The 20237-nt window shown below is 55.1% G+C and carries 18 protein-coding genes; 8 read left to right on the top strand and 10 right to left on the bottom strand.

Translation table 11 applies throughout. The features are described 5' to 3' along the window. Positions 1 to 34 precede the first annotated feature (34 nt). Genes secM through mutT form a run of 3 tightly spaced genes read left to right on the top strand, consistent with a single transcriptional unit; the run spans position 35 to position 3750 of the window. A complete protein-coding gene (gene secM / locus M8014_RS10650) occupies positions 35 to 538 on the top strand; it encodes a secA translation cis-regulator SecM (RefSeq protein ID WP_271282443.1) in 504 nt (167 codons plus the stop codon). 59 nt (positions 539 to 597) lie between these two features. Further along, on the top strand, positions 598 to 3303 hold the full coding sequence (secA, locus tag M8014_RS10645; protein WP_271282442.1) for a preprotein translocase subunit SecA: 2706 nt from the start codon (positions 598 to 600) through the stop codon (positions 3301 to 3303). A gap of 57 nt (positions 3304 to 3360) precedes the next feature. After that, on the top strand, positions 3361 to 3750 hold the full coding sequence (mutT, locus tag M8014_RS10640; protein WP_271282441.1) for an 8-oxo-dGTP diphosphatase MutT: 390 nt from the start codon (positions 3361 to 3363) through the stop codon (positions 3748 to 3750). Positions 3751 to 3789: 39 nt separating this feature from the next. Here the strand turns inward: mutT and yacG are convergent, their stop codons facing one another. From yacG to coaE, 3 genes are read right to left on the bottom strand one after another with little or no spacing between them, the layout of a single operon-like run. Then, entirely contained in the window at positions 3790 to 3984 is a 195-nt protein-coding gene (gene yacG / locus M8014_RS10635) for a DNA gyrase inhibitor YacG (protein ID WP_271282440.1), read from the bottom strand. 9 nt (positions 3985 to 3993) lie between these two features. Continuing rightward, positions 3994 to 4737 (bottom strand): cell division protein ZapD, encoded by a 744-nt coding sequence (zapD, locus tag M8014_RS10630; RefSeq protein WP_271282439.1) that lies wholly within the window; start codon positions 4735 to 4737, stop codon positions 3994 to 3996. Next, the gene (gene coaE / locus M8014_RS10625) at positions 4715 to 5356 is read right to left on the bottom strand and encodes a dephospho-CoA kinase (protein WP_271282438.1); all 642 of its coding nucleotides are present in this window, start codon (positions 5354 to 5356) and stop codon (positions 4715 to 4717) included. The genes zapD and coaE overlap by 23 nt, the downstream gene beginning before the upstream one ends. A 235-nt stretch (positions 5357 to 5591) precedes the next feature. Here coaE and M8014_RS10620 point away from each other — a divergent pair, with 235 nt between their 5' ends. Then, positions 5592 to 6635 carry a GMP reductase gene (locus M8014_RS10620; protein WP_271282437.1) on the top strand — a complete coding sequence of 348 codons (1044 nt, stop codon included), beginning with the start codon at positions 5592 to 5594 and terminating at the stop codon, positions 6633 to 6635. A 32-nt stretch (positions 6636 to 6667) separates the two neighbouring features. On the opposite strand, the gene hofC is transcribed toward M8014_RS10620, so the two are convergent. The 4 genes from hofC to nadC all read right to left on the bottom strand — a co-directional run bounded on the left by hofC (position 6668) and on the right by nadC (position 10761). Further along, positions 6668 to 7867, bottom strand: coding sequence for a protein transport protein HofC (hofC, locus tag M8014_RS10615; RefSeq protein WP_271282436.1), 1200 nt, complete (start codon positions 7865 to 7867; stop codon positions 6668 to 6670). Then, positions 7857 to 9242 (bottom strand): type II secretion system protein GspE, encoded by a 1386-nt coding sequence (gspE, locus tag M8014_RS10610; RefSeq protein WP_271282435.1) that lies wholly within the window; start codon positions 9240 to 9242, stop codon positions 7857 to 7859. The genes hofC and gspE overlap by 11 nt, the downstream gene beginning before the upstream one ends. Further along, positions 9239 to 9691: a prepilin peptidase-dependent pilin gene (ppdD, locus tag M8014_RS10605; protein ID WP_271282434.1), complete on the bottom strand. Its 453-nt coding sequence runs from the start codon at positions 9689 to 9691 to the stop codon at positions 9239 to 9241. The genes gspE and ppdD overlap by 4 nt, the downstream gene beginning before the upstream one ends. Positions 9692 to 9867: 176 nt before the next feature. Further along, positions 9868 to 10761, bottom strand: coding sequence for a carboxylating nicotinate-nucleotide diphosphorylase (gene nadC, locus M8014_RS10600; protein ID WP_271282433.1), 894 nt, complete (start codon positions 10759 to 10761; stop codon positions 9868 to 9870). Between the two features lie 87 nt (positions 10762 to 10848). Between nadC and ampD the strand changes: the two genes are divergently transcribed. Together ampD and ampE are read left to right on the top strand one after the other, a co-directional pair. Further along, positions 10849 to 11412 (top strand): 1,6-anhydro-N-acetylmuramyl-L-alanine amidase AmpD, encoded by a 564-nt coding sequence (ampD, locus tag M8014_RS10595; RefSeq protein WP_271282432.1) that lies wholly within the window; start codon positions 10849 to 10851, stop codon positions 11410 to 11412. Continuing rightward, positions 11409 to 12263 (top strand): beta-lactamase regulator AmpE, encoded by an 855-nt coding sequence (gene ampE, locus M8014_RS10590; RefSeq protein WP_271282431.1) that lies wholly within the window; start codon positions 11409 to 11411, stop codon positions 12261 to 12263. The genes ampD and ampE overlap by 4 nt, the downstream gene beginning before the upstream one ends. Here ampE and M8014_RS10585 read toward each other — a convergent pair. The 3 genes from M8014_RS10585 to aroP form a co-directional block, all read right to left on the bottom strand. Beyond that, complete coding sequence (locus M8014_RS10585; protein WP_271282430.1) at positions 12260 to 13210, bottom strand: glycoside hydrolase family 43 protein; 951 nt, start codon at positions 13208 to 13210, stop codon at positions 12260 to 12262. The two genes, ampE and M8014_RS10585, sit on opposite strands and share 4 nt — an antisense overlap. Positions 13211 to 13220: 10 nt before the next feature. Continuing rightward, positions 13221 to 14618 carry a glycoside-pentoside-hexuronide (GPH):cation symporter gene (locus tag M8014_RS10580; protein WP_271282429.1) on the bottom strand — a complete coding sequence of 466 codons (1398 nt, stop codon included), beginning with the start codon at positions 14616 to 14618 and terminating at the stop codon, positions 13221 to 13223. Positions 14619 to 14777: 159 nt separating this feature from the next. After that, the gene (gene aroP / locus M8014_RS10575) at positions 14778 to 16148 is read right to left on the bottom strand and encodes an aromatic amino acid transporter AroP (RefSeq protein ID WP_271282428.1); all 1371 of its coding nucleotides are present in this window, start codon (positions 16146 to 16148) and stop codon (positions 14778 to 14780) included. Positions 16149 to 16686: 538 nt separating this feature from the next. Here aroP and pdhR point away from each other — a divergent pair. Together pdhR and aceE are read left to right on the top strand one after the other, a co-directional pair. After that, a complete protein-coding gene (gene pdhR, locus M8014_RS10570) occupies positions 16687 to 17451 on the top strand; it encodes a pyruvate dehydrogenase complex transcriptional repressor PdhR (RefSeq protein WP_271266722.1) in 765 nt (254 codons plus the stop codon). A gap of 120 nt (positions 17452 to 17571) precedes the next feature. Beyond that, on the top strand, positions 17572 to 20235 hold the full coding sequence (gene aceE, locus M8014_RS10565) for a pyruvate dehydrogenase (acetyl-transferring), homodimeric type (RefSeq protein WP_271282427.1): 2664 nt from the start codon (positions 17572 to 17574) through the stop codon (positions 20233 to 20235). Positions 20236 to 20237: the final 2 nt, after the last annotated feature.

Below are 20237 nucleotides of genomic sequence, written 5' to 3'. Positions count from 1 at the left end.
TGAGCCTGAAGGCTGACCTATCGTGGTGGGGCAATTGAGCGGAATTCTGACGCGCTGGCGACAATTTGGCAGACGTTACTTCTGGCCGCATCTCCTTTTGGGGATGGTCGCGGCGAGCTTCGGCTTGCCCGCGCTCAGCAGTAACGCCGAAGCTGCTACCCCTGCAAAAGCCAGCACCACCCGGCACGATTTAACCACGCGGGTCAATTTCACCAACCTTGCACTTCTGGAAGCAAAACGCCGCCCGAACTTTACGGTGGATTACTGGCACCAGCATGCGATTCGCACGGTTATTCGTCATCTCTCTTTCGCGATGGCACCGCAGGCGTTGCCTGCCGTCGAAGAATCTCTGCCGGTTCAGGCGCACCATCTTGCCCTGCTCGATACGCTCAACACGCTGTTAACCCTGCAGAGCAAACCGCCGGCGATCGTTCGCCAGATCACCGTTGCCACGTTTGAACCGCAACCCGCCTTTTCAGTATCCGCCTGGATTAGCCAGGTACAGGGTATCCGTGCCGGACCTCAACGCCTCAGCTAAATTAACCCTTTTCAGTACCTTAATTTAACTGCCCATGATGGGGCGTTTGAGAATTTATTATGCTAATCAAATTATTAACTAAAGTTTTCGGTAGTCGTAACGATCGTACCCTGCGCCGTATGCGCAAAGCTGTCACGGTGATCAATGCCATGGAACCGGAGATGGAAAAACTCTCCGATGACGAGCTGAAAGCGAAAACCGTCGAATTCCGTGCCCGTCTTGAGAAAGGCGCAACCGTTGAAAGCCTGATCCCGGAAGCGTTCGCCGTTGTTCGTGAGGCGAGTAAGCGCGTATTCAATATGCGTCACTTTGACGTGCAGCTGCTGGGCGGCATGGTGCTGAACGATCGCTGCATCGCAGAGATGCGTACCGGTGAAGGTAAAACCCTGACCGCAACCCTGCCAGCTTATCTGAATGCTCTGTCCGGGAAAGGCGTTCACGTCGTGACCGTCAACGACTATCTGGCACAGCGTGATGCCGAAAATAACCGCCCGCTGTTCGAATTCCTCGGCATGAGCGTCGGGATCAACATGTCCGGTCTGCCTGCACCGGCAAAACGTGAAGCCTACGGCGCGGATATCACCTACGGCACTAACAACGAATACGGCTTCGACTACCTGCGCGATAACATGGCATTTAGCCCGGAAGAGCGCGTCCAGCGTAAACTGCACTATGCGCTGGTGGATGAGGTGGACTCCATCCTGATCGATGAAGCGCGTACGCCGCTGATCATCTCCGGCCCGGCTGAAGACAGCTCCGAGATGTATCGCAAAGTCGACAAAATCATTCCACACCTGATTCGTCAGGAAAAAGAAGACTCCGATACTTTCCAGGGTGAAGGCCACTTCTCCGTGGACGAAAAAGCGCGTCAGGTTAACCTGACCGAACGCGGTCTGGTTCAGATCGAAGAGCTGCTGGTGAATCAGGGCATTATGGACGAAGGCGAGTCACTCTACTCCCCGACTAACATTATGCTGATGCACCACGTCACTGCTGCCCTGCGCGCGCACGTGCTGTTTACCCGTGATGTTGATTACATCGTCAAAGATGGCGAAGTCATTATCGTTGACGAACACACCGGTCGTACCATGCAGGGTCGTCGCTGGTCCGATGGCCTGCATCAGGCCGTCGAAGCAAAAGAGCAAGTCGACATCCAGAATGAGAACCAGACGCTGGCGTCCATTACCTTCCAGAACTACTTCCGTCTGTACGAGAAGCTGGCGGGGATGACCGGTACGGCGGATACGGAAGCCTTCGAATTCAGCTCTATCTACAAGCTGGATACCGTTGTGGTGCCGACCAACCGTCCGATGATCCGTAAAGACATGCCGGATCTGGTTTACATGACCGAAGCAGAAAAAATTCAGGCTATCATTGAAGATATCCGCGATCGTACCGCTGCGGGTCAGCCGGTGCTGGTGGGGACGATTTCGATTGAAAAATCAGAAGTGGTCTCCGATGAACTGACCAAAGCCGGTATCAAACACAACGTACTGAACGCCAAGTTCCACGCCAAAGAAGCGGACATCGTTGCCCAGGCGGGCTATCCGTCAGCTGTGACTATCGCCACCAACATGGCCGGTCGTGGTACTGATATTATGCTGGGCGGCAGCTGGCAGGCTGAACTGGCCGAGCTGGAAAACCCAACGCCGGAGCAGGTCGCGCAGATTAAAGCTGAGTGGCAGATTCGTCATGATGCAGTGCTGGCTGCAGGTGGTCTGCATATCATCGGTACTGAACGTCACGAATCTCGTCGTATCGATAACCAGCTGCGCGGCCGTGCGGGTCGTCAGGGTGATGCCGGTTCATCTCGCTTCTACCTGTCGATGGAAGATGCGCTGATGCGTATTTTTGCCTCCGACCGTGTGTCAGGCATGATGCGTAAGCTGGGCATGAAACCGGGCGAAGCGATTGAACACCCGTGGGTGACCAAGGCTATCGCTAACGCACAGCGTAAAGTTGAAAGCCGTAACTTTGATATTCGTAAGCAACTGCTGGAATACGATGATGTGGCGAACGATCAGCGTCGCGCCATCTATACCCAGCGTAACGAATTGCTGGACGTATCCGACGTAAGCGAAACCATTAACAGCATTCGTGAAGACGTCTTTAAAGCGACAATTGATGGACACATTCCACCGCAGTCGCTGGAAGAGATGTGGGATATCGAGGGTCTGCAGGCGCGTCTGAAAAATGACTTTGACCTCGAGCTGCCAATTCAGGAGTGGCTGGATAAAGAGCCAGAGCTGCATGAAGAGACGCTGCGTGAACGTATCTTCGCCAACGCGCTGGAAGTCTACAAGCGTAAAGAAGAAGTGGTGGGTGCAGAGATGATGCGCCACTTCGAAAAAGGCGTGATGCTGCAAACGCTGGACTCCCTGTGGAAAGAGCACCTGGCGGCAATGGATTACCTGCGTCAGGGGATCCATCTGCGCGGCTATGCGCAAAAAGATCCGAAGCAGGAGTACAAACGTGAATCCTTTGCGATGTTTGCCTCAATGCTGGAATCACTGAAATACGAAGTGATCAGTACCCTGAGCAAGGTGCAGGTGCGCATGCCGGAAGAAGTTGAAGAGATGGAGCAGCAGCGTCGTGAAGAAGCCGAACGTCTGGCACAGATGCAACAGCTCAGCCATCAGGACGACGAAGCCGCAGCGGCAGCCGCTATTGCCGAGCAGTCCGGCGATCGTAAGGTTGGGCGTAACGATCCGTGCCCGTGTGGTTCCGGTAAAAAATATAAACAGTGCCATGGCCGTCTGAGCTAAGCATTTAACACACTGAAAAGGCGCAGATATCTGCGCCTTTTTTATGGACGTAACACAATGAAAATACTGCAAATCGCTGTCGGGATTATCCGCAATTCACACAATCAATTCTTCATCACCCAGCGCGCGGCCGATGCCCATATGGCCAACAAGTGGGAATTCCCTGGCGGTAAGATCGAGTCAGGCGAAACGCCGGAGCAGGCGCTGACCCGTGAACTCCAGGAAGAGGTGGGGATCACCCCGCTGGGTGCAACGCTATTTGATAAGCTGGAATATACCTTTCCCGATCGCCACATCACCCTGTGGTTCTGGCTGGTCGAAAGCTGGGAAGGCGAGCCGTGGGGGAGAGAAGGGCAGCCAGGCAACTGGGTTACGCTGAGTGCGGAGGATGCGGATAAGTTCCCGCCGGCAAATGAACCCATTATTGCCCGCTTAGTGCAGAATTAACGGGCCTGCCTGTCGACGTACCGGCAGGCCATCGTGACCTTACTGCTGCTCTTCGCTCCAGTCGTCGCTGTCAGACAGATCGCCTGCGCTGGGAATGCGTTTCTCTTCTGCAGCCCATTCGCCAAGATCGATCAGCTGGCAGCGTTTGCAGCAGAAAGGACGAAACGGGCTTTGTTCGCCCCAGATGACGGGCTTCCCGCAGGTGGGGCAGTTTACGCTGGTAATATCAGACATCATGGCTCCTTAACAACACGCCAGTTCAAAGTCGAGGCGTTCAGGCACGAGGCCATTTTCACTGTCGAGCGGCATAAAACGAATCGCAAAGCGGCTCTTGTGCCCGGAAATTTGCGGATAAAGCTGATCGGCGAGGCGCAGCTGTAAGCGCAGCAGGTCGGCATCGTCGCCATTGTCCTGGTAAAAGCCGTTCAGGCTGGTTTGCTTACGAAACGGTGCAGAGTTGCGGATCAGATCGAGGATCAACGACAGCGCCTGATGCACTGGCTCAAGGCTATCAATCCAGCCCTGTACCTGAGTGTCGCGCTGCTCCTGCGGCATATGCAGCCAGATATGCAGAGTCGGCAAATCGAAGCTGCAGCAGCCGCCGGGAATGCTCAGGCGCTGGCGGACCAGCGCCACCAGACGGTCTTCACGCAGAAACTGGCCCACGCGCGGCGCGGCCATCAGAATTCCGCTGCTCTGTTTCAGCTGCTGGCGCAGGGCGTCGATACGGCTGTTGTCTACGCCGGGCACCTCCGCCCAGGCCTGTAATTTACGCTGCTGGCGTTCCAGCTCTTTCAGCAGTTCAGTCCGCACTTCGCCACGCTCTAACACATCCAGAAGGTCGCCTACGTTACGGAAAAAATGCAGGGCAGTGGTGTGGTCGTGAACCGGAAGCTGGCTGGAAAGCTGCTGAATTAAAAACTCAATACGCAGCCAGGTACGCATTTTTTCGTTGAGGGGATGCTCAAAAAGAACGTGGGTGTACATTATGGTTTTCCTGTAAAACGGCCTGAGCAGCATACGCCAGGTATTGCTGATGCAGACGAGCAACATCCGATGCAATGGCATCCGGTGCGCCATTATTATCAATAACATCATCCGCGACGGCCAGGCGCGCTTCACGCGTGGCCTGCGCGGCAAGAATTTGTTCGGCATGTTCGCGTGCGACGTTATCGCGTGCCATGGTGCGCTGAATTTGGGTGTCTACAGAGACATCGACCACCAGAACCCGATCGGCTTTTTTATGTAGCTGATTTTCCACCAGCAGCGGTACAACCCACAGGACATACGGTGAGGTCGCTTCCCGCATCTGCCTCTGGGTCTCCTGCTGGATCAGCGGGTGGAGCAGGGCGTTAAGCCAGGCTTTTTCTTCAGGATGAGCAAAAATACGTTCGCGCAGCTTTCGGCGATTAAGGGTGCCCTCGGGCCCGATGAGTTCACCGCCGAAATGTTCGGCGATAGCACGCAGTGCGGGTGTGCCGGGTTCTACCACCTGTCGGGCAATGATATCGGCATCAATAACGTTGACGCCCAGACGAGAAAATGTGTCGGCGACGGTGCTTTTGCCACTTCCGATGCCGCCCGTTAACGCGACGGTATACCCCATTAAATTAAATCCTGGGAAATATTCATTATCAAAATCAGCCGCTTAAATTGAATTCATATAACAGATAATCGTTGACGCTTTTTACCTGGCTTTGCTCAGGTAAATTTATAGGATTGTAGCGTAAAAAAAGTGATTTTCGCAGTCTTGCGGAGCAACGATTAGTGCGTATGATAACGTCACTGGAGTTGTGTGTTTCGTTTTTCGACATTTACCCCAGTACCCCAGGAATCTGCAAATGCGTATCGAAGAAGATCTGAAGTTAGGTTTCAAAGACGTTCTTATCCGCCCTAAACGTTCCACTCTGAAAAGTCGCTCTGACGTTGAGCTCGAACGTCAATTTACCTTTAAGCATTCCGGTCAGACCTGGTCTGGCGTGCCGATCATCGCAGCCAATATGGACTCCGTCGGGACCTTCGCGATGGCGACCGCGCTGGCAAGCTTTGAGATCCTGACGGCAGTGCATAAACACTATAGCGTGGAAGAGTGGAATGCATTTGTCGCATCTGCCCCTGCTGAAGTGTTAAAGCATGTGATGGTCTCTACGGGTACCTCCGACGCTGATTTTGAGAAAACGAAACAGATCCTGGCGGCGAACCCGGCGCTTAATTTCCTCTGCATTGACGTGGCGAACGGTTACTCCGAACACTTCGTCCGTTTTGTCAGCAAAGCGCGTCAAGCCTGGCCGACCAAAACCATTATCGCCGGTAACGTGGTGACAGGTGAGATGTGTGAAGAGCTGATCCTCTCCGGCGCCGATATTGTCAAAGTGGGTATCGGCCCAGGCTCCGTGTGCACCACGCGTGTTAAAACGGGCGTGGGTTACCCGCAACTGTCTGCTGTCATTGAGTGTGCCGATGCCGCCCACGGTCTTGGCGGTCAGATCGTCAGCGACGGCGGTTGCACCATGCCAGGTGACGTAGCGAAAGCCTTCGGCGGCGGCGCTGACTTCGTGATGCTCGGCGGTATGCTGGCAGGTCACGAAGAGAGCGGCGGTACCGTAGTGGAAGAAAACGGCGAGAAATTCATGCTGTTCTACGGCATGAGCTCTGAGTCTGCGATGAACCGTCACGTCGGTGGTGTTGCCCAGTATCGCGCCGCAGAAGGTAAAACCGTGAAACTGCCACTGCGCGGCCCGGTTGATCTAACCGCGCGTGACATCCTCGGTGGCCTGCGTTCTGCGTGCACCTACGTGGGTGCTGAACGCCTGAAAGAGCTGACCAAGCGCACAACCTTTATCCGCGTGCAGGAACAGGAAAACCGCGTTTTCAATAGCCTGTAAGCCTCTCTCGCTGGCGCTCTCACGCGCCAGCGTTATCCCGCCCCCATCGCATCCCCCAGGTGGAAAATGGGCAGGTACATCGCCACCACCAGCGTACCGATAATGACCCCCGTGACGATCAACAGCAACGGTTCCAGCAGCGAGGCCAGATTATCCGCCTGCTGAAAGGTTTGTTCATTATGATGCTGTGCCAGATTACGCAACATCGTGTCCAGCGCGCCCGAAGCTTCGCCGGTACGTACCAACTGAATGCACAGCGGTGTGAATACCTGGGCATCATTCAGGGCTGACCAGATGGGCGACCCCTGCGTCACGCGCTGATGAATCGCCTGTAATTTTTCCTTCCAGAAAGGGCACTCCAGCGTCTCTTCAGTGCTTTCCAGCCCCTGCAAAAAAGCAATACCCGCCTGCTGCGTCAGCGACAGCACGGTAAAGATCTGACTTAATTTTTGCCCGCGCGCGAGTGAGCCGATTATCGGGCAGCGCAGCATCAGGCGCTGAGTGGCAACGCGCCATCGACGATGACGGCGTACAGTAAGCAGACCCATCACGGTAACCAGCAGGAACAGCACCAGCGCCACGCCCCGCTCCTGGAGAAAACTCGCTATCCCCATCACGGCCTGGGTCAGGGCCGGTAAGGGCGTATTGAAGGTTTTATAGATCCCGGCAAACTCCGGCAGCACCAGCGTCACCATAGCCAGCACCACGGCAACGGCCAGCGTGAGAATAATGACCGGATAGCGCAGTGCCTTTTTTACCTTCGCACTAAGCTGCTGCTGCGTTTTTTGCTGTTGCGCCAGCTGACGACAGCACTCGTCGAGTTTGCCCGTCAGCTCCCCGGTTTTCATCATTGAAACGTAGAGCGGTGGAAAGACATTCGGCCACTTTTTCAGCGCATCTGAAAACGCGCACCCGGCGCTGAGATCGTCGGCAAGGCTTTGCAGCAGCGCCTGCCAGTGTCTGGCCGGGTGCTGCTGCGCCAGAAGATCCAGACCTGCCGACAGCGTTAACCCTGCCTGCAGCAGCGTCGCCAACTGGTGAATCACCTCATAGCGATGCTGCGGCTGCCAGCGTGGGGTAGGCCGTGCACCCCGCTTAAGCTCAAGCGGTAACAGGTCTTTATCCCGCAGCACAGCCGATGCGGTGTCTCGATCGGGCGCCCACAGTGCGCCCTGCTGGCATTCACCCTGTAGGCTGAGGGCGCGCCAGCGCCAGAGTTGATTACTGGCCATCCGGTACACCCAGCACCCGGACCAGCTCTTCGAGGGTAGTTTTGCCCTGCTCAACCGCCATGCACCCATGTTCAAACAGCGTGGTCATGCCCGATTGTCGGGCAAGCTTGTCGATCTCTTCCACGGCCGCGCCGTTGGCGATGGCCGTTCGCAGCTCGCGGGTGATAACCAGTACCTCAAAGATCGCCACGCGGCCATAAAAGCCGTGATAGCAACGGTCGCAACCGGCGGGCTGCCAGTGTGGCAGAGGCCGGGGCCATAACGCATCGGGCAGGGGCGCTTCCCGGTGGGCCTGCTTACGGCAGTGCGGGCAAAGGCGACGTACCAGTCGCTGGGCAATAACCAAAGACAGGGCTGAGGCGATCATCCAGTGCGCTACCCCCATCTGCTGAAGGCGCACCAGCGTTTCTGCCGTCGAATTGGTGTGCAGGGTCGACAGCACCAGATGCCCGGTCTGTGCCGCATTCATGGCGATCTCTGCTGTTTCGCCGTCGCGTATTTCACCGACCATGATGATATCCGGATCCTGGCGTAGCAGCGCGCGCAGTACATTTTGAAAGGTTAAGCCCGCCCGGGGATTGACCGGGGTTTGGTTCAGCCCTTCCAGCGGGATTTCCACCGGATCCTCAACGCTGCAGATGTTAACTGCTGGCGTGTTGCGTGCCTGCAGCGCGCTGTAAAGGGTCACGGTTTTGCCGCTGCCGGTGGGGCCGGTCACCAGTATCAGGCCTTGTGGTTTGTGCAGTGCGCTGGCAAACAGCCGCTGCTGCGTTTCACTCATCCCCAATTGATCGAGTAAAAGCGCCTGTTGCTCCTGCTGCAGGAGTCGCAGAACGATCTTTTCCCCGCTGCGACAGGGGAGCGTGGCAATGCGAAACGACACCGGTGAGCCGGTGAGTTCGACCGTAAATTGTCCATCCTGAGGCAGTCGTCGCTCAGCGATATCCAGGTTGCCCAGCACCTTCAGCCGGGCGATAAGCGTGGTGCCCAGGGGAGAAGAGAGCGGCTGCTGGGGATACAGAACGCCATCGATGCGCAGTCGGATCTGCCAGCTTTCCTCGGCGGGCTCGATATGAATATCTGAGGCCCGCTGGTTCAGCGCCTGAATCAGGGTGCGATTGAGGATCTCAACCGCCGAGTTTGCCGCGCCAGCAATGACGGGTAGATGCGACAGCGTGGCGGTTTGTCGGTGTTTTTCCATTTTTTCGCGGGTCCAGCACTCGATGTTGACCCGTTTCTGGGTGGCGAAACGCAGTGCTTCTAACATCGTCGGCTCGGGTGTGCCGATAACCGCAATGTCTATCGTCTCGGTGTCGCTGGTCAGCAGCAGGGCATTGTGGCGCTGACAAAGCGCCATCAGTTTGTCTGGATTCATTGCCCGCTCTCCTCAACGGCGCTAAAGCGGAACACATCTTCGCAGGCCTGCTTAAGCGCGCTGTCTTCGCCAACGGTGCAGACGCGTGTCCAGCCGGTGATACCGTTGCTGCTATCCCAGACCGGGGTCATCACCACCTCCAGACCATTCAGGCTCTCCTGGCCGGTCAGGGTAATCGTGCCTTTGGCGATGCTCATGGCAGAGACATAGCGAGTGGTGGCAGGGGAGGGAATACCGTTGACGCTGGCATCGCAGCTGTCCGTTCCACCATGATCCAGGGCGCAGAGTTCGACTGCGGTACGGTAGGGCAGGAAGGTTTGCAGCATGTCAGTCAGCGCGGCTTTACGCAGGTAGTTCTGGTAGGCCGGAATGCCGGTGGCGCTAAGAATGGCAACGATGCCGATGACCACCATTAGCTCGATGAGAGTAAATCCTTTTTGTCTTTCCATGGGTCGCTCCTTATGTTGACCAGCGCTACTGTGGCAGCGTGTCGGGCAACGGGCGAGCGACAAAAATCGTTTCGTGATGCGGGATTCAGAGCATTATGTGGGCGTTACAGCGCGGAACATTTTATTTGCGAGGCGGGTCGAGATACCCGGCCAGTGCAGGCCGGGCAGGCGGTCAGTTAACGAAAGCGCATCGACAGATCAAGGGCGCGCACGTGTTTGGTCAGCGCGCCAACGGAGATAAAATCGACGCCGGTTTCGGCAAACTCACGCAGCGTTTCGCGCGTTACATTGCCGGACACTTCCAGGCGTGCCTGGCCGTTAGTGCGTTTCACGGCTTCGCGCATCTGCTCGGTTTTGAAGTTATCCAGCATGATAATGTCCGCGCCCGCTTTCAGCGCCGCGTCCAGCTCTTCCAGGCTTTCGACCTCCACCTCGACCGGCACATCCGGATGCAGCCAGAAGGCTTTTTCCACTGCCTGACGAACAGAGCCAGAAGCGATAATGTGGTTCTCTTTAATTAAGAAGGCATCGGATAACCCGAGGCGATGGTTGGCACCACCGCCGCACAGTACCGCATACTTCAGCGCGGTGCGCAGGCCGGGTAGCGTTTTGCGGGTGTCCAGCAGCTGCGTTTGGGTGCCTTCCAGCAGATCAACATAGGTGCGGACTTCGCTGGCGACGCCGGAAAGCGTCTGAACAAAATTAAGCGCGGTGCGCTCGCCGGTCAGCAGCACCCGCGAGGCGCCTTCAAGTTCAAACAGAGGCTGATTGGCAGTGATGCTGTCGCCATCCTCGACGTGCCAGGTTACCTGAATACCGTCCCCTGCGAGTTGAGTAAAGACCTCTTCAACCCAACGTTTGCCGCAGAATACGCCGTCTTCGCGGGTGATCACGACCGCATGGGAGCGCGCATCTTCCGCCAGCAACTGGGCGGTGATGTCGTTACTGGCATCCACCTCTCCACCCAAATCTTCGCGCAGGGCCTGGGCGACGCTTACCGGGATATCCTGATTAATACGTTCCAGAAGCGCGTCACGTCTGTGGTCGGGGTTGTAGCGGCGAGGCGGCATGATAAAACTCCAAATTGGTAACGAATCATAAGATTGAAACATGCTACTCTGAACCGGGAATCAGCACCATATCTAAGGAGATCCTGCATGCAGTTAGAACATGGATGGCTGGTGGATGCACGGCATGTACCCTCGCCGCACCACGATTGCCGCCCTGAGGATGAGGCACCCTCACTGCTGGTGGTTCACAACATTAGCCTGCCGCCCGGCGAGTTTGGTGGTCCGTGGATTGATGCGTTATTCACCGGAACAATCGATCCGGATGCTCACCCCTTTTTTGCTGAAATAGCGCATCTGCGCGTTTCAGCCCATTGTCTGATTCGCCGCGACGGTGAAATCGTCCAGTATGTTCCTTTTGATAAACGAGCCTGGCATGCGGGAGTCTCCTGCTATGAAGGACGGGAACGCTGTAATGATTTTTCGATTGGCATTGAGCTGGAAGGGACGGATACGCTGCCCTATACCGATGCGCAATATCAGCAACTGGCCGCGTTGACGCGGATGCTGATGCAGCGCTATCCGGCCATGGCCGGGCACATCACCGGGCATAGCGATATTGCCCCGCAGCGAAAAACTGACCCCGGCCCGGCGTTTAACTGGGAACGATTCAGAACCTTGCTTACCGCTCTGTCAGATAAGGAGATGACATGACGTTATTTACCATGCTGCTGGTGATCTCCGCTGAGCGTTTATTCAAGCTGGGTGAGCACTGGCAACTGGATCACCGGATGGAAGTGCTGTTCCGCCGTATCCGTCATTTTTCCCCGCTGCGTACGCTGTTGATGATGGGTGCAGTGATGGGGGGCGTGTTTCTGCTGCTGCGTTCGCTGCACGGCCTCTTTTTTAACGTTCCGCTGCTGGTGGTGTGGATCCTGCTTGGCGTGCTATGCATTGGCGCGGGCAAGGTGCGTCTTCATTACCATGCCTATCTGAAGGCAGCCTCCCGTGATGATGCCCATGCTCGCGGGGCGATGGCCAGCGAACTGACGCTGATCCACGGCGTGCCGCCGGAGTGCAATGAGCGCGAGTTTCTGCGCGAGCTGCAAAACGCGTTGCTGTGGATTAATTTTCGCTACTATCTGGCGCCGCTGTTCTGGTTCGTGGTGGGCGGAATGTGGGGGCCGGTGCTGCTGATGGGCTACGCGTTTTTACGTGCCTGGCAGAGCTGGCTGGCACGCTACCTGACGCCGCATGAGCGTTTGCAATCGGGCATTGATGCTATCCTGCACGTACTGGACTGGCTGCCGGTGCGGCTGTTCGGGGTGGTGTATGCCCTGATCGGGCATGGCGAAAAAGCGCTGCCGGGATGGTTTGCTTCACTGGGCGATCGCCACACCTCCCAGTACCAGGTGCTGACGCGTCTGGCTCAGTTCTCGCTGGCGCGTGAACCGCATACAGACAAAATTGAAACGCCAAAAGCGGCTGTTTCGATGGCCAAAAAAACCACCTTTGCGGTGGTGGTGATTGTGGCGCTGCTGACCATTTACGGCGCGCTGGTTTAGACAGTATCCGCTGACGGGATGCCGAAATCGGGCATCCCGTTTTCTTTCCAGCGAACTAACTTCAGGCGGGTGTGGCGGTTCGGATCGTAGAGCGGATCGCCTTCGATTTCGGTGTAGTTTCGTGCGTGGTAAATCAGCACGTCTTCCCCGTCAGCGGTCTGGGTAAAGCTGTTGTGTCCCGGCCCGTACTGGCGATTTTCATAGCTGGTGGTAAACACCGGCTGCGGTGATTTCTGCCAGTTAGCCGGGTTATGCGGATCGGCTTGTGTGTCAATCCACAGCAGTCCCATGCAGTAATTTTCATCGGTCGCGCTGGCGGAGTAGCTGATAAACAGCCGGTCGCCGTGGAATAACACCGCCGGGCCTTCGTTGACCCAGAATCCCCGACATTCCCAGTCATACTCCGGTTTGCTAAGCATCACCGGCTCGCCTTTCAGCGTCCACGGATTCTCCATTTCACACAGATACAGGTTTGAGTTTCCAGCGATATCCGGCGCTTTTTGCGCCCATAAATACCAGCGTTTGCCCTGATGCATGAAGGTGGTGGCATCCAAAGCGAAGGTATCGAAGGGCGTTTTCACCTGGCCTTTTTCGTGCCAGGTGCCGCTAAGGGGGTCGCTGTCGGTGCATTCCAGCGCAAACATTCGGTGCTGGAACATGCCGAGCTTATCCAGCGCATGGGTGTGGGTGGCGGCAAAGTAGATGTACCACATGCCGTCGATGCAGTGCAGTTCCGGGGCCCAGATCAGCTCACTCATCGGGCCGCTGTCTGGCTTGCGCCAGACCACTACCGGTTCGGCGCTCCGTAACCCTTCCAGCGAATCGGCCCGGCGGATCTCGAGCCTGTCATATTCCGGCACGGAAGCGATAAAGTAGTATTGCCCTTCATGGCGCAGAATATACGGGTCTGCGCGTTGTTCAATAAACGGGTTTGGCCAGTTTTGCATCAGGCTTTCCTTATTTAGTCTCAGCGGCTTTAAGTTCCTGATAGTCATTCAGCTCGCGATAGTTGTTGCGGCGTTTTTCCAGATCTTCCTGAATCTGCTTCATGGTTTCACGGTCTACTTTCAGCAGACGTACCACACCCGCAGTAATGAGATATCCGACGCCTGGAATGATGGTAAAGAGCAGCACAATACCGTTAATGGCATCTGCGCTCTGCGCTTTTGCACCGGCGTCATAACCGTACCAGGAGAGCAGGAAACCGACCATCGCACCAGCAATCGCCAGCCCCAGTTTGAGGAAGAATATGTTGCCCGAGAAGCTGATCCCGGTGATGCGTTTGCCGGTTTTCCACTCGCCGTAATCGTCCACATCGGCCATCAGAGACCAGTGCAGTGGGGACGGGATCTGGTGAAGAATGTTCAACAGGAAGTAAAGCACCACGATGGTCGTCGTTGCTTTCGGATCAAAGAAATAGAATGCGCAGGAGAAGATCGCCAGCGCGATGTTGGTCCAGAAGAACACTTTCAGCTTGCACCAGCGATCGGTCAGCACTTTTGCCAGCACGCTACCGAGCATCATGCCCACAACACCAAGGCTGATAAACAGGGTGGCAAAGTGGGTCGTCTGGCCCATGACCCATGTGACGTAATACATGGTGGCCGCCATGCGAATAAAGCCCGGGCAGACGTTACACAGGGTCAGTAGCAAAATGCGCACCCACTGATCGTTCTTCCAGACATCTTTAAGGTCGTTTTTCAGCTCGTCATTGGTCTGTACAGCCGGGCGTACGCGCTCGCGCACGGTAGAGAAGCTGAACAGGAACATGCAGGTGCCAATCAGCGCCAGTACGGTCATGGCCATCTGATAGCCTTTGGCTTTGTTATCCCCGCCGAACCAGTCGGCCATGGGCAGCAGCGTCAGTGACAGCAAGAGCGTAGCAATACCGACCATGACAAAGCGATAGGACTGGCAGGCTACACGCTCTTTTGGGTCGTTGGTGATGACGCCACCCAGCGAGCAGTACGGAATATTGATGGCCGTATAGGTCAGTGAAAGCAGGAAATAGGTAACAAATGCATAGATAACTTTGCTGTTATAGCTCCATTCTGGCGTGGTGAACATCAGGATGCTGAACAGCGCATAAGGGAAGGCAATCCACAAAAGCCATGGACGAAATCGCCCATACTTACTGCGGGTACGATCGGCAATCGCACCCATAATCGGATCGGTAATCGCATCGATGACGCGTACTGAAAGCAGTAAGACACCCACCAGCGCAGGCGCCAGGCCGAAAATGTCCGTATAGAAATAGTTCACAAACAACATGATGGCGCCAAAGATAATGTTGCATCCGGCGTCGCCCATCCCATAGCCGATCTTTTCTTTCACTGACAGTTTGTTGTTATTCATCGACGTCTCTCTGAGTTACGGTATGGAGAGAATTATTCGCTGCCTATGCAAAATATGCGTTGCAGTATAACGTCGCTGATATGGATGAAATGGCTATTGGCGGGAAAGTGTGAGGAAGGTAACAACCCTCTGCGCCCGTCGGGCGCAGAGGGGAGGGGATTAATGCGCTTTTATGGTCTTCGCATTTTTCTGTTTAAACATGTAACCCACCCCGAGGATGACAATCCAAACCGGGATCAGATAAACCGAGATCGCCATGCCCGGGGTCATCAGCATGATGACCAGCACCGCCGCCATGAACAGCAGGCAGATCCAGTTACCCACCGGGTAGAGCAGGGCCGGGAAGCGCGTTGTAGCGCCCTGCTGCTGTTTCGCACGACGGAACTTTATGTGCGCCAGGCTTATCATCGCCCAGTTGATCACCAGGGCGGAGACCACCAGCGCCATCAGCAGGCCGAAGGCTGAATCCGGCGCAAAGTAGTTGATCAGCACGCACAGCGCGGTCACCAGAGCCGAAACGATAATGGTATTCACCGGAACGCCACGCTTATCGACAGAGAGCAGCGCTTTTGGGGCGTTGCCCTGCTGCGCCAGGCCAAACAGCATGCGGCTGTTGCAGTATACGCAGCTGTTATACACCGACAGCGCCGCCGTCAGAACCACGACGTTCAGAGCGTTGGCCACGAAGGTGTCGCCCAGCTCGTGGAAGATCAGCACAAACGGGCTGGTGTCAGCGGTCACGCGGGTCCACGGCAGCAGCGAGAGCAGTACCGCCAGCGAGCCCACATAGAAAATCAGGATACGGTAGATAACCTGGTTGGTGGCTTTTGGGATGCTCTGCTCCGGGTTATCGGCCTCTGCGGCAGTAATGCCGACCAGCTCCAGGCCGCCAAACGAGAACATAATGATGGCCATCATCATCACCAGCCCGGTCATGCCGTGCGGTAAGAAGCCGCCCTGATCCCACAGGTTACTGACGCTTGCCTGCGGGCCGCCATTGCCGCTGAACAGCAGCCAACCGCCGAACAGGATCATCGCCACCACGGCGATAACTTTAATAATGGCGAACCAGAATTCCATCTCCCCAAACACTTTTACGTTGGTCAGGTTAATGGCGTTAATGAGCACGAAGAATACCGCTGCGGAAACCCAGGTCGGTATTTCAGGCCACCAGAATTGAACATACTTCCCGACGGCGGTTAATTCCGCCATCGCCACCAGCACATAAAGTACCCAGTAGTTCCAGCCGGACGCGAACCCGGCGAAGCTGCCCCAGTATTTATAAGCAAAGTGGCTAAAGGAACCGGCGACGGGCTCTTCGACCACCATTTCGCCCAGCTGTCGCATAATCAGAAACGCGATAAAGCCGGCAATGGCGTAACCCAGAATAATACCCGGACCGGCAGACTGAATAACCGATGCGCTGCCCAGAAACAGGCCCGTACCGATAGCGCCGCCGAGAGCAATAAGCTGAATATGGCGGTTTTTAAGGCCGCGCTTTAGCTGATCGCCTTGCTGTTGACCATCCATTATGAAACCTCGTGTGTGGTTGTTATGTTCACGCTCGGGCGTGTGTAATTATGAAATTCCATTTCATGTATTTATTAGTTTACGGTTCAATTATCGCAAAAAGTAGGGCGAGTCTTCCGTAACGGGAAGAATAATGGTAAGCGACGGCGAATGCACCTGCTTTATGTGGGGAAGAAGATGGATTGAATAAAAAGAAAGCATTTGTAAATCGTCCCGTTTAAGTCCCTCAATCAACCTATAGAATAAAAATGCTCCGTAAGTGGGCGATTTTTCATTTTTAGCTGTGCTAAATCGGTTCAGATCGCACTTTGCTGCGTTTCATTAACGTTAAATCTCCCTCTTTGGTGGTAATCAATTCTTTTGGGCAAAGTTACATTTCTGAAACGTTATTTCTGTAAGGTTGTTAAAATGTGCAGGGTTTAATGATTTCAATCAAAACCAATATGGACACAAGGTGAATACTTTGTTACTTTAGCGATACGAACTCGAAATTGGTAAGACCAATTGACTCCGGGCAAAAAGGCGTAAGACAGGGAATATGGCCTACAGCAAAATTCGCCAACCAAAACTATCCGATGTGATTGAGCAGCAGCTGGAGTTTTTGATCCTTGAAGGGACTCTGCGCCCCGGTGAAAAACTCCCGCCTGAACGCGAACTGGCAAAACAGTTCGACGTCTCCCGTCCCTCTCTGCGTGAGGCGATCCAACGTCTCGAAGCCAAGGGCTTGCTGCTTCGTCGCCAGGGCGGCGGAACCTTTGTGCAAAACAGCCTGTGGCAGAGTTTCAGCGACCCGTTAGTGGAGCTGCTCTCCGACCACCCAGAATCCCAGTTTGATCTGCTTGAAACCCGTCACGCGCTTGAAGGCATCGCGGCTTATTACGCGGCGCTGCGCAGCAATGATGAAGATCGCGCGCGTATCCGTGAGCTGCATCAGGCCATTGAACGGGCGCAGGAGTCCGGCGATCTCGACGCCGAGTCTGATGCCGTAGTCCAGTATCAAATTGCAGTAACTGAAGCGGCACACAACGTCGTGCTGCTTCATCTACTACGCTGCATGGAGCCGATGCTGGCCCAGAATGTTCGACAGAATTTTGAATTGTTGTATGCCCGTCGGGAGATGCTCCCGCTGGTCAGCAACCATCGCACTCGTGTATTCGAGGCGATAATGGCCGGGGAACCGGAGCAGGCGCGTGAAGCGTCGCACCGCCACCTGGCTTTCATTGAGGAAATCTTGCTGGACCGCAGCCGTGAACAAAGTCGTAGAGAACGTTCATTGCGCCGCATACAGCAAAGAAAGGATTAAGCGCCAGTTTTTAGAGCGCGGCAACTAAACGCAGAACCTGTCTTATTGTGTTCTCTGACGAGAACACAATGGGACAGGTTCCAGACAAATCAACGTATTAGATAGATAAGGAATACCCCCATGTCAGAACGTCTCCAAAATGACGTGGATCCGATCGAAACTCGCGACTGGCAACAGGCGATCGAATCGGTCATCCGTGAAGAAGGTGTTGAGCGTGCTCAGTATCTGATTGAACAGATGCTTTCAGAAGCTCGCAAAGGCGGCGTGAAAGTAGCAACAGGTGCTGGGGCTAACAACTACGTAAACACGATTGCCGTTGAAGACGAACCGGAATACCCGGGCAATCTGGATCTGGAACGCCGTATCCGTTCTGCAATTCGCTGGAACGCCATTATGACCGTTCTGCGCGCATCCAAAAAAGATCTGGAGCTGGGCGGCCACATGGCTTCCTTCCAGTCTTCTGCAACCGTGTATGAAGTGTGCTTTAACCACTTCTTCCGCGCGCGCACCGAAAAAGACGGCGGCGACCTGGTGTACTTCCAGGGCCACATCTCTCCGGGCGTGTACGCACGTGCGTTCCTGGAAGGTCGTCTGACTGAAGAGCAGATGAACAACTTCCGTCAGGAAGTTCACGGTAAAGGTCTGTCTTCTTACCCGCACCCGAAACTGATGCCAGAATTCTGGCAGTTCCCGACCGTTTCTATGGGTCTGGGTCCAATCGGTGCCATCTACCAGGCTAAATTCCTGAAATATCTGGAACACCGTGGCCTGAAAGATACTTCTCAGCAGACCGTTTACGCCTTCCTGGGCGACGGCGAAATGGATGAGCCGGAATCTAAAGGTGCGATCACTATCGCCACCCGTGAGAAGCTGGACAACCTGTGCTTCATCATCAACTGTAACCTGCAGCGTCTGGATGGTCCGGTAACCGGCAACGGCAAGATCATCAACGAACTGGAAGGCATCTTCGCAGGTGCTGGCTGGAACGTGGTTAAAGTGATGTGGGGCGGTCGTTGGGATGAGCTGCTGCGTAAAGACACCAGCGGTAAACTGATGCAGCTGATGCAAGAAACCGTTGACGGCGACTATCAGACCTTCAAATCCAAAAACGGTGCCTACGTTCGTGAGCACTTCTTCGGCAAATACCCTGAAACCGCAGCACTGGTTGCAGACTGGTCTGACGATCAGATCTGGGCCCTGAACCGTGGTGGTCATGATCCGAAGAAAGTCTACGCGGCACTGAAAAACGCACAAGACACCAAAGGCAAAGCTACCGTTATCCTGGCGCATACCGTTAAAGGTTATGGCATGGGTGACACCGCCGAAGGTAAAAACATCGCTCACCAGGTGAAGAAAATGAACATGGACGGCGTGCGTTACGTTCGCGACCGTTTCAACGTTCCTGTGACCGACGAGCAGGTTGAAAACCTCTCTTACATCACCTTCCCGGAAGGCTCTGAAGAACACACCTACCTGCACGCACAGCGTCAGAAACTGAACGGCTACCTGCCGTCCCGTCAGGTTAACTTCACCGAGTCTCTGGAACTGCCTGCCCTGGAGGATTTCTCCCAGCTGCTGGAAGAGCAGAACAAAGAGATCTCTACCACTATCGCCTTCGTTCGTGCCCTGAACGTGATGCTGAAAAACAAGTCGATCAAAGATCGTCTGGTTCCAATCATCGCCGATGAAGCGCGTACCTTCGGTATGGAAGGTCTGTTCCGTCAGATCGGTATTTACAGCCCGAACGGCCAGCAGTACACCCCGCAGGACCGTGAGCAGGTTGCTTACTACAAAGAAGACGAGAAAGGTCAGATCCTGCAGGAAGGTATCAACGAGCTGGGCGCAGGCGCATCCTGGCTGGCTGCTGCGACCTCTTACAGCACCAACAACCTGCCGATGATCCCGTTCTACATCTACTACTCCATGTTCGGTTTCCAGCGTATCGGTGACCTGTGCTGGCAGGCTGGCGACCAACAGGCTCGCGGCTTCCTGGTCGGTGGTACTTCCGGTCGTACGACCCTGAACGGTGAAGGTCTGCAGCACGAAGATGGCCACAGCCATATTCAGTCTCTGACTATCCCGAACTGTATCTCTTACGATCCTTCTTACGCCTACGAAGTGGCGGTCATCATGCATGATGGTCTGAACCGTATGTACGGCGAAGCGCAAGAGAACATTTACTACTACATCACCACCCTGAACGAAAACTACCACATGCCGGCCATGCCGGAAGGCGCCGAGGAAGGTATCCGTAAAGGTATCTACAAACTCGAAACCGTGGCAGGTAGCAAAGGTAAAGTTCAGCTGCTGGGCTCCGGCTCTATCCTGCGTCACGTCCGTGAAGCAGCACAGATCCTGGCGAACGACTACGGCGTAGGTTCTGACGTGTACAGCGTGACTTCCTTCACTGAACTGGCGCGTGATGGCCAGGATTGTGAGCGCTGGAACATGCTGCACCCGCTGGAAACGCCACGCGTTCCGTACATCGCTCAGGTGATGAACGACGCACCAGCAGTAGCATCGACTGACTACATGAAGCTGTTCGCTGAACAGGTTCGTACTTACGTACCGGCTGATGATTACCGCGTACTGGGTACTGATGGTTTCGGTCGCTCTGACAGCCGTGAAAACCTGCGTCACCACTTCGAAGTTGATGCGTCTTATGTGGTTGTAGCGGCACTGGGCGAACTGGCTAAACGTGGCGAAATCGATAAGAAAGTGGTTGCGGAAGCAATTACCAAATTCAACATCGATGCAGAAAAAGTTAACCCGCGTCTGGCGTAAGA

Source organism: Silvania hatchlandensis (assembly GCF_025564065.1).
Classification (GTDB): domain Bacteria; phylum Pseudomonadota; class Gammaproteobacteria; order Enterobacterales; family Enterobacteriaceae; genus Enterobacter; species Enterobacter hatchlandensis.
This window is presented reverse-complemented; position numbering and strand designations above follow the sequence as displayed.

Bases quoted from the DNA above. Each gene is read 5' to 3' on its own strand.
- secA (WP_271282442.1), top strand. From the start codon at position 598: ATGCTAATCAAATTATTAACTAAAGTTTTCGGTAGTCGTAACGATCGT.
- mutT (WP_271282441.1), top strand. From the start codon at position 3,361: ATGAAAATACTGCAAATCGCTGTCGGGATTATCCGCAATTCACACAAT.
- yacG (WP_271282440.1), bottom strand. From the start codon at position 3,984: ATGTCTGATATTACCAGCGTAAACTGCCCCACCTGCGGGAAGCCCGTC.
- zapD (WP_271282439.1), bottom strand. From the start codon at position 4,737: ATGTACACCCACGTTCTTTTTGAGCATCCCCTCAACGAAAAAATGCGT.
- coaE (WP_271282438.1), bottom strand. From the start codon at position 5,356: ATGGGGTATACCGTCGCGTTAACGGGCGGCATCGGAAGTGGCAAAAGC.
- M8014_RS10620 (WP_271282437.1), top strand. From the start codon at position 5,592: ATGCGTATCGAAGAAGATCTGAAGTTAGGTTTCAAAGACGTTCTTATC.
- hofC (WP_271282436.1), bottom strand. From the start codon at position 7,867: ATGGCCAGTAATCAACTCTGGCGCTGGCGCGCCCTCAGCCTACAGGGT.
- gspE (WP_271282435.1), bottom strand. From the start codon at position 9,242: ATGAATCCAGACAAACTGATGGCGCTTTGTCAGCGCCACAATGCCCTG.
- ppdD (WP_271282434.1), bottom strand. From the start codon at position 9,691: ATGGAAAGACAAAAAGGATTTACTCTCATCGAGCTAATGGTGGTCATC.
- nadC (WP_271282433.1), bottom strand. From the start codon at position 10,761: ATGCCGCCTCGCCGCTACAACCCCGACCACAGACGTGACGCGCTTCTG.
- ampD (WP_271282432.1), top strand. From the start codon at position 10,849: ATGCAGTTAGAACATGGATGGCTGGTGGATGCACGGCATGTACCCTCG.
- ampE (WP_271282431.1), top strand. From the start codon at position 11,409: ATGACGTTATTTACCATGCTGCTGGTGATCTCCGCTGAGCGTTTATTC.
- M8014_RS10585 (WP_271282430.1), bottom strand. From the start codon at position 13,210: ATGCAAAACTGGCCAAACCCGTTTATTGAACAACGCGCAGACCCGTAT.
- M8014_RS10580 (WP_271282429.1), bottom strand. From the start codon at position 14,618: ATGAATAACAACAAACTGTCAGTGAAAGAAAAGATCGGCTATGGGATG.
- aroP (WP_271282428.1), bottom strand. From the start codon at position 16,148: ATGGATGGTCAACAGCAAGGCGATCAGCTAAAGCGCGGCCTTAAAAAC.
- pdhR (WP_271266722.1), top strand. From the start codon at position 16,687: ATGGCCTACAGCAAAATTCGCCAACCAAAACTATCCGATGTGATTGAG.
- aceE (WP_271282427.1), top strand. From the start codon at position 17,572: ATGTCAGAACGTCTCCAAAATGACGTGGATCCGATCGAAACTCGCGAC.